This window comes from Flammeovirga sp. SJP92, from assembly GCF_001583495.1.
In the GTDB taxonomy this organism is placed as follows: Bacteria; Bacteroidota; Bacteroidia; order Cytophagales; family Flammeovirgaceae; genus Flammeovirga.
The window spans coordinates 184,008-199,465 of the sequence record NZ_LQAQ01000090.1 but is presented as its reverse complement, the minus strand read 5'-3'; the positions used below and the strand labels follow the sequence as shown (position 1 = coordinate 199,465).

General features: G+C 34.4%; 14 protein-coding genes. 8 read left to right on the top strand and 6 right to left on the bottom strand.

Annotated elements, in window-relative coordinates; translation table 11 throughout:
- Positions 1-72: 72 nt before the first annotated feature.
- The 3 genes from AVL50_RS19675 (at position 73) to AVL50_RS19665 (ending at position 2,463) form a co-directional block, all read left to right on the top strand.
- Complete coding sequence (locus AVL50_RS19675) at positions 73-1,038, top strand: M48 family metallopeptidase (RefSeq protein WP_062618195.1); 966 nt, start codon at positions 73-75, stop codon at positions 1,036-1,038.
- A 145-nt stretch (positions 1,039-1,183) separates the two neighbouring features.
- The gene (locus AVL50_RS33560) at positions 1,184-1,579 is read left to right on the top strand and encodes a transposase (RefSeq protein ID WP_062617403.1); all 396 of its coding nucleotides are present in this window, start codon (positions 1,184-1,186) and stop codon (positions 1,577-1,579) included.
- A 26-nt stretch (positions 1,580-1,605) separates the two neighbouring features.
- Positions 1,606-2,463: an IS3 family transposase gene (locus tag AVL50_RS19665; RefSeq protein ID WP_216639051.1), complete on the top strand. Its 858-nt coding sequence runs from the start codon at positions 1,606-1,608 to the stop codon at positions 2,461-2,463.
- A 206-nt stretch (positions 2,464-2,669) separates the two neighbouring features.
- Here AVL50_RS19665 and AVL50_RS19660 read toward each other — a convergent pair whose 3' ends face one another.
- Positions 2,670-3,695, bottom strand: a complete 1,026-nt coding sequence (locus tag AVL50_RS19660) for a rod shape-determining protein (RefSeq protein WP_062618194.1) — start codon at positions 3,693-3,695, stop codon at positions 2,670-2,672.
- A gap of 258 nt (positions 3,696-3,953) precedes the next feature.
- Here AVL50_RS19660 and AVL50_RS19655 point away from each other — a divergent pair, with 258 nt between their 5' ends.
- Positions 3,954-5,300, top strand: a complete 1,347-nt coding sequence (locus AVL50_RS19655; RefSeq protein WP_062618193.1) for a hypothetical protein — start codon at positions 3,954-3,956, stop codon at positions 5,298-5,300.
- 49 nt (positions 5,301-5,349) lie between these two features.
- Here the strand turns inward: AVL50_RS19655 and AVL50_RS19650 are convergent, their stop codons facing one another.
- From AVL50_RS19650 to AVL50_RS19635, 4 genes are all read right to left on the bottom strand, one after another.
- Positions 5,350-5,730, bottom strand: coding sequence for a DUF1987 domain-containing protein (locus tag AVL50_RS19650; RefSeq protein ID WP_062618192.1), 381 nt, complete (start codon positions 5,728-5,730; stop codon positions 5,350-5,352).
- A 12-nt stretch (positions 5,731-5,742) separates the two neighbouring features.
- Positions 5,743-6,267: a SiaB family protein kinase gene (locus AVL50_RS19645; protein WP_157491454.1), complete on the bottom strand. Its 525-nt coding sequence runs from the start codon at positions 6,265-6,267 to the stop codon at positions 5,743-5,745.
- A 160-nt stretch (positions 6,268-6,427) separates the two neighbouring features.
- Complete coding sequence (locus AVL50_RS19640) at positions 6,428-7,273, bottom strand: S1 RNA-binding domain-containing protein (RefSeq protein WP_062618190.1); 846 nt, start codon at positions 7,271-7,273, stop codon at positions 6,428-6,430.
- The gene (locus tag AVL50_RS19635) at positions 7,266-7,958 is read right to left on the bottom strand and encodes a pseudouridine synthase (protein ID WP_062618189.1); all 693 of its coding nucleotides are present in this window, start codon (positions 7,956-7,958) and stop codon (positions 7,266-7,268) included. Before AVL50_RS19635 ends, AVL50_RS19640 begins: the two co-directional genes overlap by 8 nt.
- Positions 7,959-8,242: 284 nt before the next feature.
- On the opposite strand from AVL50_RS19635, the gene AVL50_RS33405 reads away from it, so the two are divergent.
- Positions 8,243-8,383 (top strand): hypothetical protein, encoded by a 141-nt coding sequence (locus AVL50_RS33405; protein ID WP_172826885.1) that lies wholly within the window; start codon positions 8,243-8,245, stop codon positions 8,381-8,383.
- A 153-nt stretch (positions 8,384-8,536) separates the two neighbouring features.
- Here the strand turns inward: AVL50_RS33405 and miaA are convergent, their stop codons facing one another.
- The gene (gene miaA / locus AVL50_RS19625) at positions 8,537-9,481 is read right to left on the bottom strand and encodes a tRNA (adenosine(37)-N6)-dimethylallyltransferase MiaA (RefSeq protein WP_062618187.1); all 945 of its coding nucleotides are present in this window, start codon (positions 9,479-9,481) and stop codon (positions 8,537-8,539) included.
- Positions 9,482-9,707: 226 nt separating this feature from the next.
- Between miaA and AVL50_RS19620 the strand changes: the two genes are divergently transcribed.
- From AVL50_RS19620 to AVL50_RS19610, 3 genes are all read left to right on the top strand, one after another.
- Positions 9,708-11,249: a SpoIIE family protein phosphatase gene (locus AVL50_RS19620; RefSeq protein WP_062618186.1), complete on the top strand. Its 1,542-nt coding sequence runs from the start codon at positions 9,708-9,710 to the stop codon at positions 11,247-11,249.
- Between the two features lie 72 nt (positions 11,250-11,321).
- The gene (locus AVL50_RS19615; RefSeq protein ID WP_062618185.1) at positions 11,322-12,803 is read left to right on the top strand and encodes a transglycosylase SLT domain-containing protein; all 1,482 of its coding nucleotides are present in this window, start codon (positions 11,322-11,324) and stop codon (positions 12,801-12,803) included.
- 175 nt (positions 12,804-12,978) lie between these two features.
- Positions 12,979-15,390, top strand: a complete 2,412-nt coding sequence (locus AVL50_RS19610; protein ID WP_062618184.1) for a thiamine pyrophosphate-dependent enzyme — start codon at positions 12,979-12,981, stop codon at positions 15,388-15,390.
- Positions 15,391-15,458 lie beyond the last annotated feature (68 nt).

Genomic DNA, 15,458 nt, shown 5'->3' with positions numbered 1-15,458 from the left:
CACATTCAAATAGAAAAGTTTTAAAATATTAATGATAAATTGGAAATAAAAAAGCAATAAGAAAGAATCTATATGAGCTCAGAAGCACTAAAAATCCATAAAAAAAAGTTCCCAAGCATTAATCCCAACACTTGGGAGCATCCGACTGACAAGCTGGCATTATCTGCATTACAAAAAATGACTGGCTTTGATACACTGCTTAAATTTATCATCAGTAATACCACTGAAAAGTCATTAAGAATGATGACACTTGCTTCTTCTGTACGTGTGAATGAAAATCAATTTTCAGATGTTCACCGCTTACTGATTGAAGCTTGTGAAATTCTCGATATAAAAGAAGTTCCAGAACTTTATGTCTCACAAAGTCCCATTTTAAATGCAGGTGCAATTGGTGTTGACAATCCCTTTATTGTTCTTAATTCAAGCATCGTTGAAACGCTCAATGAAGAAGAATTATTAACGGTAATTGGTCATGAATTAGGTCATATTGTTTCTGGTCATGTGCTCTATCACACTTTATTAAGTGTGCTTTTGAAAGTATCAGTTGTTGACCTTGGTATTCCTTTAGGAAAAACTGTTATCCTTGGAATAATTATGGCATTGAAAGAGTGGGAACGTAAGAGCGAACTTTCTGCAGACAGAGCAGGATTATTGGTTTCTCAAAATCCTGAAACTTGCATTCATTTATTGATGAAACTTGCAGGTGGTGGCATGATCAGTGAAATGAACCTTGGGGAGTTTATCAAACAAGCAGAAGAGTATGAGCAACAATCGGGGCTTGTAAACAAAACACATAAATTCTTGAATACCATTTTTCAGTCCCACCCTTTTCCAGTTACTCGTATTGCTGAATTATTGAAATGGATACAGAGTGGAGATTATGAAAATATCTTAAATGGGAATTATGACAACTCTCCTATCACAACTGAAAATGGCAAGACTTACGACTTCAAAGAAGACTTTAAAGAGTATACTGACCCTATCAATGAGAAAGTAAAAGATGCGAAAGATTTCGTAAAGGGAATTTTCAAGGATTAAAACTTACAATAACGAGTTTACAGTGTATCAATTTTAAAGCAAATAAAACATTCAACAAAAAAGCCCTGAAACTTTAATTTCAGGGCTTTTCTTCTATAAAATCTGTAAAGTCCTAAAATAACGATACACTAAAACAATCGTTATTATGGAAGACAATAAAAGTCAATATGTTAAAAGAACTCAGAAGGATTATTCAATGTCCTTAAAACTTCAAATTGTCTCAGAAGTTGAAAGTGGTCAATTAAGTTTAAAAGGAGCTACACGTAAATATGGAATACAGGGAGATAGAACAGTAAAGGTTTGGTTACAAAAATATGGTAACTTTGACTGGAACCATAAAGTCAGTACCATGAAGAAGAAAACACCTGAACAAGAACTGTTAGAGCTCAAACTGGAATTGGAAACCGCCAAAAAGAAAATCAATAGATTAGAAGCAGAAGCTGAGAAAGCAGATCATAAGGCCATCATTTTCGATATGATGATTGACCTGGCCGAAAAAGAGTATAAAATTGACATAAGAAAAAACTCTTCACCCAAGTAGTTGATGATTTCAGAAATGGATATTCTATAAGTATTGAATATTCAAGTCAGTTACTTGGGAAAGATCGTCAAGTGTACTACCGCTCCATCCATCGTAAGAAGAAAGATCTGGAAATTTCTGAGCAAGTAGTAGCACTAATACAAAACGAGAGGATAAAACTTCCTAATAGTGGGCATAGGATGCTGTATTCACTACTCTATCCTCAATTAAAGTCTTTAGGTGTAGGTCGTGATAAGCTACTTCAAATTATGAAAGCTAACCACTTAGAAATACAAGCTAAGAGAGCTTATCATGTCACAACTGATTCAGACCATAGATTTAAAACTTATCCAGATTTGGTAGATGGTCTTGAGATAAATAGACCTGAACAGGTTGTAGTAGCAGATATTACTTATGTAGGAACAAGAGACAACCCTTGGTATTTGGCATTAGTAACGGATGCCTATTCAAAGAAGATAATGGGTTACGACTTATCTAGGTCTTTAGATAAAGAGGGAGTAATTAGAGCCTTGAAAATGGCGATAAAACAACGTGAATATAAAGGAGAAACATTGATACATCATTCTGATAGAGGAGTCCAATATTGTAGTAAAGCCTATCAGAAGTTACTTAGGAAATCGAAAATCATAACAAGTATGACAGAAACTTATGATCCGTATAAAAATGCTATTGCAGAACGCATTAACAGAACAATAAAGCATGACTTTAACTTAAGTAAATATGTCAGTTATGAAATCGTATTTGAAGCCTATTTAAAAGAATGTATAAAAACATATAACTTTATAAGACCACACATGTCATGTTATATGAGAACTCCTATTCAGATGCATAAAACAAGAGGTAAGAAACGAAGGACTTATCGGACAGTAAAAGTCACACAATAAGCCTCGAAATTTATTGAGGTGAAATTGACAGCGAAGCGAATCAATTTTGCATCAATAAATTTGAGGAACTCGCGGTAGCGAAATAAAAACTGAAGGCTACCTATAAAAAAGACCCAATAATTTTTAAATTATTGAGTCTTATATCAAAATTAATTCACTAAAAAACTGTATCGTTTTTTCAGGGCATTACAATCAGCTATTAATGATTAAGTCATCAATACTGCTTTGTAACTATCTAAGTTTTTCAATGCTTGTCCAGTTCCACGTACTACAGCTCTCAATGGATCATCCGCCACGTGCACTGGAAGTTTTGTTTTGATAGAAAGACGTTTGTCTAATCCTCTCAATAATGCACCTCCACCAGTTAAATGAATACCTCTATCATAAATATCTGCTGATAATTCTGGTGGTGCAGTTTCTAAAGCTCTTAATACAGCTTCCTCAATTTTAGAAATTGATTTATCAATGGCATAAGCTACTTCAGAGTAAGTAACCGTAATCACCTTAGGAATACCAGTCATAAGGTCCCTACCTCTTACCTCAAATGGCTCGATTTCTTCATCCAACTCTGTTAAAGCTGAACCTACTTCTACTTTAATTTTTTCAGCAGAACGCTCGCCAATCAGTAAGTTGTGTTGACGACGCATGTAATCCAAGATATCTCTTGTGAATACATCACCAGCAGTTCTAATAGACTGATCACCAACAATACCAGAAAGTGCAATGACAGCAATTTCCGTTGTACCACCTCCGATATCAACGATCATGCTACCTACAGGTTGTTCGATATCAATACCAATACCAATTGCAGCCGCAATAGGTTCAGGAATCATATATACTTCTTTTGCTCCAGCGTGCTCTGCAGAGTCACGTACGGCACGTTTTTCCACCTCTGTGATACCAGATGGAATACAAATCACCATTCTGTGAGAAGGCGTAAAGAATTTTTTACCTTGGTTGATCATACGGATCATACCACGTATCATCTGCTCTGCTGCGTGGAAGTCAGCAATTACACCATCGCGAAGAGGACGAATAGTTCTGATGTTTTCATGCGTTTTCTCGTGCATTTGCATGGCCTTGGTCCCAACAGCAATGACTTTTCCATTCTGACGGTCTAAAGCAATGATTGAAGGTTCATCTACTACTACCTTGTCTTTCTGAATAACGAGTGTGTTGGCTGTACCTAAGTCAATTGCCAAGTCGCTAGAAAAGAAATCAAACAATCCCATATATTATTATTTCAGTATATTTCTATTATTGGTCCAATAAAAAAGATCACAATCACCTCACTTTTAATGAAGTTATGCACAGTTTTAAGGTCAGTTTATTCATTAACTTTGCAAATCTGCAAAAACTACATCTAAATAGAAAGTAAGAGTACAAATTACATTCGTTTTTTTACATCTGTTTTGTAATTTCTCTATGTATTTTAATTCTATCTCCTTATTATTGGAGGTATTTAAGAACGAAACGTAAAATTCATCAGAATGCACATTGAAGAAATCTACCAATTAGAAAAAAGTGACCGCCTAGATCTGGAAGCTCATAATATTACTCCTGAAGCAAGCGATTTTATTTTTTCTCTCAATGAGTTTGAATTCTTTAAATCTATTTATGATCAGAGCGAAGATAGTAATTCTTCTCTATTTCCTCCTTTTACTTCAGCCGAAATCAACCAAGTAAAAGAAATACTTGACAATATTGACTTCAGCAAAGGCAAAAGAACTCCTGTTTACAATGCTATTCAAGAAGTAATCCAAAAAGCAGAACAGCTTTCATTTTTTAAAGCTTTAAGCGAAAAACTTGATGAAATAGAGACCGATTGGGAATACGAGGATGAAAACCGCTGGGAGTTGATTGACTCTCTCAAAAACATCAGTGTTCTTTTCATGATGAATGAAATTGAAAGAGAGTTTGGTGATAGTGATTTAACTTCTGCCACAACACTTACAGATCATGAATTTGAATTTTTGTCTATCATTCATGAGGATGAAACCAAAAACAAGAAAGAAGTAAAAGTTGGAAACTTAACATTCAATCTTGCTCAATTGGATTATGTCCGTGAAATCATCACCACTTTAGAGTATCCGGAAAACACTCCATTAGACATTGATCAGGAACAATTTATATTAAATATTCTTGAAAAATGTTCTCATCTTAATGATGAAGAGCCGAATGAATTCCACACTTTCAGTATTCAAGAGTTATTTGAGATTGAATCATCAAGCAATAGTACAAATGAGGACAATTCAATTTTTGCAGATAATAATTTCTCGAAGGCTGAATTGAAATTATTGGATGCGGTCTTCAATAACAAAACTTTTGTGAAGATTGGTGATTCAAAATATAACAAAAAGCAACTCAATAGTTTAAAAGAAGCTTTTACGGAAGAAATTGAATGGGAAAGCATCAAGAAGTACTTCTCTGAAAGTCAACAAGAATTGATCACTCATATCTTATTGGTTTATGAAAATCAATTTTTAATTGAAGACGAAGAGGAAAATGAAGACGGTAAGATTGACATTGAAGTTTTCTATTTGATGGATCAGATTGAAAGAAACGAAATGGATAATATTGGATCTTCAATAGGTGATTTAATTTTCACTGATCCCCAATATGAGCTTTTGGATGCTATTTATAAAAATAAGCCTTCTTTTGAGAATCAGTTAATGAAAATCAGTCTCAAGAGAGAGGAATTGGACAAGATAGCTAAGGTTTTTGATCAATTGCATTTATATCAATCAGGAAAGATGGTAATTTCACTTCCTAAGAAGGCTAAGTTCTTTGTGGATGATTTGATTAATACAGCGTTTGAAAACGATCCTAAGATCTAAGAAAATATTCTATAAAAAAGAAAGGAGAGCAATTAAGACTCTCCTTTTTTTATTCTTCTAAAATATGCATGTGAATCGGCAACTTGATCACTTCTTTGAAATCTTCTCCAGATTCCTGCATATCTTCATCATCTTCTTCGTAATACCAATTTACTTCAACGTCATGCCCACTAGCTTTTAAAAATTCTAACTTTCTAAAAACTTCTACAAGACATTTTGAAGAACTTGTATTAAAATATTCTAACCTCACATCGAATTGAGTTTTCGTTTGTGGCTTAGTATTATATTCATCCAACCATTCAAATAATGGTCTGTAAAACTCTATTGAATTTTCAGGAATCGATCTACCTGATATTAAAAAATAACCACTCTCATATTCCATCTGTATGAGAGGTGTCTTTGGAGTATCTTTTTTAAGAAAATCTTTCATCTTCTAGTGCGATTATACGGGTACGCTTACTTTGATTGTAAAAAATGAGTTTCTATTATCTTTAGTGACAAAATCATAGTCAAGCTTTTGACCTGACTTTCGAGCAATATCAATTATCCCTAAGCCTGCTCCTCCCTGCTCTGAAAAATCACCATTACTGAGAACTTTGCGGTAACGCTTCTTAAGTTCTTCTACAGATAGATTGTTAATAGAATCTATTTTCTCTTTTAAAAATTCTGCGGTTTCTATAGGAACATAATTCCCTGCTATGATGTAGTAGGCATCTTTTCCTTTAGACAGCAAAAACATGACAATATTGTGGGAAGGATCACTAACAGTAGTGGAATCAACTCCTTCAAAATGATGAAATATATTTTGAAGTATTTCTACAGCAATGACATTAATTCGGCGTTGAAGCTTCATCAATGATTCATGCTCAGACAACGTATCTTCCACTCTACTTAAAATCTCTCCAAGAATATCGTCATTCATTATGCCTTTAAATGCAAATAGTTCTTCTCCATTCGCACCTCGCATTTTTTGGTATAGTGTATCGACTTCTGAATGCACTTTCAATAGAGTGTTATCCAATTTTTAACTATGTACTCATCTCATATCAAAATGAAATGTTATAATTATACAATTACTTCATCTTAATTTGATATTCAAAATGTTTCTTTAAAAATAATTACAAAATTTAAATATTTACCAATTTTGTCCCCTCATTTGTAAATTCAACGACCCCAATCTTGTATAAATAGCCTAAAATCTGCTTAAACTGCTTTTTACTCATCTGAAATTCACGCATGATATCTTTCGGATGACTTTTGTCGTTGAAAGGCATAAAACCTCCTTTCTTTCTCATTAAAAGTATTAGTTCTTTTCCTTTTCTGTCAACATCATCAGATTGATAGCCAGATTTTGATAAAGTTAGATCGAGCTTACCGTCAGGGCGTATGGCAGAAACAAAGCCTTTCACTTTACTTCCTTCTTTCAAAGTTTTGAAAACTTTATTTTTGTACAGTAAACCTCTCCATTTTTTATTGACAATACATTCGTACCCAAGTTCTACTTCATGAGCTATGTATAAAAAAACTTCCTGATCAGTGTAAAAAGATGAAGTATCTCTGGATAAATATTTATATAATTTTGTGGAAGCAAAAACCCTTCCTGTTTTTCTATCTAGATCAATATATACTGTATAATACTTCTTTTTTCTTAAAGCCTCTTCTTGTTCTGCAAAAGGTACAAAAAGATCTTTCGATATTCCCCAATCCAAGAACGCACCCATACGGTTTGTATCTTTACAAGGCAAAGTAACAAAGTCACCGACAATCCCTTTTGGTTTTTCGTGCGTTGCTACCCATCTTCTATCTTGATCTGTATAAATAAAAGCGGTTGTAGTCTCTCCTACTTTCAGCTCTTCTTTTGCTAATCGCTTGGGCATAAAAACGTCTCCATCATCCGTTGCAAAGAAATAACCAAAATCTGTTACCCTTGCCACTTCCAATTCGTTATATACACCAACGAGTACCTTACTCATAATTAATATCTATTAATGTTAATACCTCTTTAAAATCGCTTGGTAATTCTGCTTTAATCTCCGTCAACTTTTGTGTTAGGGGATGGACAAAACTATATTTCCAAGCGTGCAACCATAATCGGTCCAACTGAAATTTCTCTAAAAACATATTATTATGACGGTGATCTCCATATCTTCTATCCCCAATGATAGGGTGATTTTCTCCACGGAGATGAAGTCTAATTTGATGTGTTTTTCCTGTATAAGGTCGAGACAATACTAAAGTATATCTTGAAGTTTGATAAGGTCCCACCGGAATTGGCAACTCCACTCTTTCCAATGGTTCAATATATGTTTTGGCTGATTTATATACTTTATCGTACCTGTTTTTGATGTCTTTAGTCAGCATCTTGCCTTCTAGCAAGTGTCCTCTTACAATGGAAAGGTACTCTTTTTTCACCTCTCCATTTTCATTGTTCAACTCCTGAAACTGCTGACACATTTCTGAACTGAATGCAAAGATCAAAACACCAGAGGTAGCTCTATCTAATCTATGACAAGGATAAACATATTGCCCCAGCTGATCTCTTAATTGATACATTGCAAACTCTCCTTCACGTCCTGTCAGTTCAGAGGGGTGCACCATCAACCCTGAGGGTTTATTGACTGCTACAAAATGTTCATCTTGATATAAGATTTCCAACATTTATTAATTTAACCTAAAGAAATTTCAATTATTAAACATACACACCTTATCTTCCGTTATAATAAAGTGTTTATATTTGCAAAAAGACAAATATACGCTTAAGTCTTCAATATTTTCATTATTGGAGCTTTAATACAGAAACATTACGAAATTAAATTATACAAATTATACTTATGCTAATAAAAATATTAATTGTTGTCGCTGCATTTGTATTTCTTTTTAAAAGATACTCTAAAGTCATTATTAAATTTCTAATGGGCATTTTAGGAAAGAGATTAATGAAGATGCAACAGCAACAAGCTCAAAATAATCCTTATTTTAACCAACAACAGTCCAATACATCTTACCAGCAACAAAATAATTTTGAAAAGGCAATTAAGGTAGATGATGATATGACGATTTATATACCGAAAAAGAAAAAATAACCAAAAAGAGAGTCACTTTGTTACATACAAAGCGACTCTCTTTTTTATACAACGACCAGGACGAAAGTAAATGGATATTTTTGTCCTACTACTTAATGTGCAGGCCCCACATAATCGTATAGAATGATCGAATGAAAGGAGAAAGAGTATAAATTAGAGCTGAATTTCCTTTCTAACAAAATCAATCTTCTTTTCCATTTCCCATTCCACCGGAATCCAATGGATCTTCGTTTTCTTTTCCATTCTTCTAAACCAAGTCATTTGTCGTTTAGAGAATTTGCGAATTGAAACCATCAGTATTTCTCTCATTTCTTCAAAAGTGATCTCATCTAAAAGGTACTCTGTGATGTGTCTATATTCTAAACCAAAACTTTTCAATTTTTCTGCACCTACTTCCTCCAATAAAGATTTCACTTCATCAATCATCCCTTCCTCAAACCTCTCATCTAAACGCTTTTCGATTTTCCTCCATCTTGTTTCTTTATCAATAAGCATTGCAAAGTTATAAGTGGGCAACATTGGGATTTCTACTGGCTGATCTTCTGAAACCTGATCACCATTAAAGAACGTTTCTATTTCAATAGCTCTAATCAATGACCTTTCTCTATGATCAATATCTTTAGTATTACTTTGATCCGTTTTCAAATCATGATAGATCTTTGAAAGTACCTCAACGGACTTCCCTTCTAATGTAGCTCGTAGTTCTTCGTTTCTTGGAATCCAAATATGTTCATAGCCTTCTAATGTCACCGCTTCAATATATAGACCTGTCCCTCCACTTAAAACGGGCACTGCATTGTTTCTTTGAATCGTATGAATTGCATTGGTGTAATATTTCTGAAATTGATAAACATTAAAAGTCTCTCCAGGTTCACATATATCAATCAGGTGGTATGGAATCTGTTTTCCGTTCACCGTATATTCAGAAATATCTTTACCCGTGCCTATATCCATTCTTTTATAAACCTGTCTAGAATCTGCACTTATCACCTCTCCCTTTATCTCCGCAGATAAATGTGTTGCCAACGACGTTTTACCGCTTGCGGTAGGTCCTGTGATCACTACTAATGGAGAATTCAAAGATTTTTCTTGTGACATATTTATAAATGATATCTATTGATAAAAAAAAACACGAAATTATATATAACTACTAAGTCAAAAATCTCATTTGCTAATGACTTAATATTAAAAATGCTAATCTAAATGTATTTCAGTGATTTTACACCAATGTAAATTTACAATAACATTTATTGACCCTATCTATTTATCAAGAGTTGTTAGTAATTCTGACGAAACAAGATAGGCCATTATTTAAGAATAACAGATGTCCACAAAACTTGAAATACCTTTAATAAATTACTCGTTGTTTCAATCTACTAAAAAAAGAGTCTTAGATATATTTGAAGAAGTAACCCAAAGAGAATCAGATAGAAACTTCCTTTTATTTTCAATTCTGATGACTTTTGGAGGTGCAACTTGGGGTGGTCTTTCATTTTATTTCAATCTCAATATTGCCGGTTATATTCCATGTGGCTATGTGGTTTTCAGTATCTTCAATCTCTATTTCTGGGCTACAAAAGATTTTAAACGATCGTGTAAAGCACTACAGACTTTTTTCTCAATACTTCTCCCTTTTGTCTTTCAAATAATTTTAGGAGGAACACGTTCCACAGGAGTAGTAATGATTTGGTCTTTATTTGCCTTAACTTCAACCCTTGCGTTTTATAAAGGAAAATCGCTCTATTATTGGCTGTGTATCTTCGTTTTCCTCATGGGGATTGTTATTCTCATTGATCATGATATTGAGCATATTACACCAAAGTCATTAAAGAATTATCATGTATTCAATATGCTATTGATGATCAATTTCTCAATGATTTCTACAATGCTCTTCTTCCTTTCTAAGTTTTTTGTAGATCAGCAATTGAGAACCCTCCATGAATTGGTAGAAACGAACGGTCAACTTATTTCCGCAGAAGAAGAAGTACGACAAAACTCTGAAGAAATTTCTGTGATGAATGACATGCTCAAGGAAAGCAATAAAAAACTTGAAGATGCTTATGTGGAACTTGAGAAAAAGAAAAATGTACAAATTGAATCCATGAATCATGCAATTGTCGAAAGTATAAATTATGCCCAGCAAATACAGCGATGTTTTCTTCCTTCCATCCACCGATTTTCTGAAATTGTGAAAGATGGCTTTATCTTTTTTAAACCAAGAGATATTGTTAGCGGTGATTTTTATTGGTTCTACAAACATGAAAAATATACTGTGATTGCCGCTGTCGATTGCACAGGACATGGCGTCCCTGGAGCATTTATGTCTCTTCTGGGCTCTGAAGCTTTAACCGATATTGTTATCAATAGACAAATTTTTGATTCTGCAGAGATTTTAAATGAACTGGATCTAACCATTCGAAAAAAATTAAGGCAAGAAACCACTAGCAACAAAGATGGAATGGATCTCGCCCTTACTGTATTTGACCGTGAAAACAAATCCTGTTCTTTTTCTGGAGCTAAAAACCCTTTATTATATACCACTGACGATGAGTTAATTTGCATCAAAGGAGACCGACAACCTATTGGAATGTTTCATCCAGATCAACTTCCTGCTCCTTTTACAAAACATGAATTCTCATACCATGACAATATGCGTTTTTATATGTACAGTGATGGTTTTCAAGATCAGTTTGGAGGTGAGAAGTTAAAGAAATTCATGCCTAAAAAACTCAAAAATACTTTATTTGAAAACCGCCTATTGGAAATGAAAATGCAATTGGTCAGCCTTGAAAACACCTTCTCTACTTGGAAAAAAAGTGAGGAACAAACTGATGATGTGTTAGTAATGGGTTTTACTATGGATTAAGAATTTCATTGAGAATAGAAGTTTATAGATTATATTTACCCTAAATATTTTTTATAAACTAGCAAATGATCAATGAATCATAGTAAGCATAATCTATTATACTTTTTAATACTCTTATTATTCCATTTTTCTTGTACTACAACTAAAAATGGAGAAAATAGCGGTAATGCTAATCAAGAGATTGTTGAAACTGAGATAGAAGAAGAAAAATTCAGCAATAAAGATTTCCCAGAAATAAAAAGAAGAGGAAAGCTAATAGCCTTGACTGCTTATAGCTCAACATCCTATTTCATTTATAAAGGTCAGACTATGGGGTATGAATATGAACTCCTTTCAAAATTGGCTGCTGATTTGGGTTTAGAATTACATGTGAAAGTCTATAAAAGCATAGATTCCCTTTCTCTTGCATTGCAAAAGGGTGATGGCGATCTGATTGCCTATGGACTTGCTATCACCAAAAGACGTCAAGAAAAAGTTGATTTCACTTCTTCTTTGGCTCAAATCAAACAAGTATTGGTACAGAGAAAACCTGATAACTGGAGAAAAATTGCCAAACATAAAACGGACAAGCAATTGATCCGAAATGTGATTGATTTGGCTGGTAAAACAGTAACTGTCAGAGAGAACACTCCTTATCATTTAAGGTTGAAAAACCTAGAAAGTGAGTTGGGTGAAGACATCAATATTATTTTGGCTGATAAAAACACTAGTACTGAAGAATTAATTCATAAGGTTGCTAATAAGGAGATTGAATTAACGGTAGCGGATGAAAATATCGCGAAGCTTAATAATACTTATTATCCTGATATTGATATAGAGACAGCTATCAGTTTCCCTCAAAGAATAGCTTGGGCTACAAGGAAGCAGTCTCCTGAATTAAAAGCGAAAGTCAATCACTGGTTGGACAGTATGAAAAACACCACGGATTTCTATGTTATTTATAATAAATATTTTAAAAATGTCAGAGCTCAATCAAAGCGTTTTGATAGTGAATTCTTTAGTAGTGTTGATCATAGAGGTCTTCTATCAAAATATGATGAGATCATAAAAGAGCAAGCTGAAGTGTTAGGATGGGATTGGCTAATGTTAGCATCATTGGTTTATCAAGAATCAAAGTTTGACCCTAAAGCAAAATCTTGGGTGGGCGCCGTTGGTTTAATGCAACTGATGCCTGCAACTGCTAAAGAGTATGGAGCCAACAATCCTCGTGATCCTCGTCAAAACCTTCGTGCGGGTACAAAATACCTAAAGTGGTTAGAAGAATACTGGAAAGATATTCCTGATGAAAACGAAAGAATGAAGTTTGTTCTAGCTTCCTATAATACAGGACAAGGTCATGTTAGAGATGCTCAACGCTTAGCAAAGAAATATGAACATGATCCTCTTGTGTGGAACGACAATGTAGAAAAATACTTATTATTGAAGAGTAATAAGAATTATTACAGAGACGAAGTTGTTAAGTTTGGTTATGCTAGAGGCAAAGAACCTGTACATTACGTTGCAAATATCTTAGAGAGACATAGTAGATATATTGAATTATTAAGAAATAATTAATAATTCTTCTAAACCACTCAACTATAAGTAGTTGTAAATTTTGAATTCCTAAAGAGTTAAAAAATAATTTACGTATTTTTTACACTTTAGGAATTTTAGGTTTAAAACACCACATTTTTCCTTATTTTTGCATCGAATCAATAATGACGAAAAGTTAAAATCGTCCTAAATAAAGATGACAAAAAAGCAAATCTCAGAATACACTTTTTCGAAAGAGGAAGTAGTGAATGACCTCAGAATAGCTATTGAGAGTAGACATGCGAGTTTGATTGGTCGAAAAGAAGTCTTCATGGGTAAAGCCAAGTTTGGTATTTTTGGAGACGGAAAAGAAGTCGCTCAGCTTGCTATGGCCAAATTCTTCAAAGAAGGCGATTTTCGCTCAGGCTATTATCGAGATCAAACATTTATGTTTGCAATTAATCAATTAACTATCCAAGAGTTTTACGCTCAATTATACGCACATACTGACATAGAAGCCGAACCATCAAGTGGTGGTAGATGTATGAACTCTCATTTTTCTACCAGAAGTATTAATTCAGATGGTTCTTGGAAAGATTTAATTAAACAAAAAAATTCAAGTGCTGATGTTTCTACTACATCGGGTCAAATGCCTAGAATGGTAGGCTTGGCTTACGCTTCTAAGTTATATAGAAACAACCCCGAGTTATTTGATAATGAAACTGCAAAAAAATTTACAAATAAAGGAAATGAAGTAACATTTGGTAGTATTGGTAATGCATCCTGTGCTGAAGGTGCATTTTTTGAATCCATTAATGCTGCTGGTGTTCTACAAGTTCCTATGGTCTGTGCTGTTTGGGATGACGGTTACGGTATTTCTGTACCTAATGAATACCAAATGTCTAAAAACAGTGTCAGCGAGGCTTTAAAAGGTTTCCAAAGAACAAAAGGTTCTAATGGTCTTGAAGTATTTACAGTGGATGGATGGGACTACCCTGCCCTTGTCAAAACGTACAAGCAAGCTGTAGATATTGCCAGAAAAGAACATGTTCCTTCTTTAATTCATGTAGTGAATGTCACTCAACCTCAAGGTCACTCTACTTCAGGTTCTCACGAACGTTACAAATCAAAAGAACGTTTGGAATGGGAATTAGAATATGATTGCCTTAAGAAAATGAAAGAGTGGGCAATGGAAGAAGGGTTTATTACAGAGGAAGAAATTGCTGTTCTTGAAAAGGAAAGTTTAGATAAGGTAAAAAGCCAAAGAAAAGCGGCCTGGGATAGTTTCAAAGCGAGTATGACAAAGGAATACGATGAAGCAATGGAACTAATGAATAGAGCTGTAAGTTCATTACCTGAAAATAATGAGATTCTTCGTTTAGCAAAAGAATTGAAGAAGACCATCAACCCTATCCGTAAAGATGCTATTTCTGTAGTTAGAAAATCTCTTAGAGAACTTCGTAAAACAAACTTGCCTATTAAAACGGATATGCAAGAGTGGGTGAAGAAAGAAAGAAGAGAAAACTACGAAAGATACAGCAGTCATCTTTACAGCGAATCTGAGGCTGCGGCAAAACATGTTAAAGAAGTACTTCCGATTTATACAGCCAACTCTCCTATGGTAGATGGCAGAGAAATCATGCAAGCGTGCTTCGATAAAATGTTTGAGCAAAATCCTCTTGTTTTTGCAATTGGTGAAGATGTAGGTAAAATTGGCGATGTAAACCAAGCCTTTGCCGATCTTCAGGAGAAATATGGCGAAATCCGTATTACTGATACAGGTATTAGAGAAACCACAATTTTGGGTCAAGGTATTGGAGCCGCTCTTCGTGGCTTAAGACCAATCATTGAGATCCAATATTTGGATTATATCTACTACGCAATCACTGCATTGACAGACGACCTTGCTTGTTTGGAATACAGAACAAAAGGCGGTCAAAAAGCCCCATTGATCATTAGAACTCGTGGTCACCGACTGGAAGGTGTATGGCACTCAGGATCTCCAATGGCGGCATTGATTCATAGCATGAGAGGAATTAATATTTTAGTTCCTAGAAATATGACTAGAGCGGCCGGATTCTACAACACTATGTTGAAATCTGACGAACCTGCCTTGATTGTTGAATGTCTGAACGGCTACCGTTTGAAGGAAAAGATGCCTGAAAATATTGATGAAGTTTGCACTCCACTTGGAATGCCTGAAATTATCAAGGAAGGTGAAGATGTTACGATTGTGACTTATGGCTCAATGTGTAGAATTGTAATGGAAGCGGCTGATCAATTGGCGAAAATTGGTATCAGTGCTGAAGTTATTGACGTTCAATCTTTATTACCATTTGATACAACTGGCATCATTAAGGCTTCTATCCAGAAGACGAACAGAGTCATTTTTGCAGATGAGGATATGCCAGGTGGTGGAACAGGCTATATGATGCAACAAGTAGTGGATGAACAGAAAGCTTATGATTTCTTAGATTCTTCTCCTGTTTGTATTTCTGCTATGCCTCACAGACCTGCTTATGCATCTGATGGTGACTATTTCTCTAAGCCAAATGCTGAAGATATTTTCGAGGCGGCTTATGAGATTATGTCAGAAGTTAAACCCAACGAATATCCTGAGCTATACTAATAGCCTCACTGAATATTCTGATTCAATTATATTTCAACGCCTGTGTATCAAAAAAATACACAGGCGTT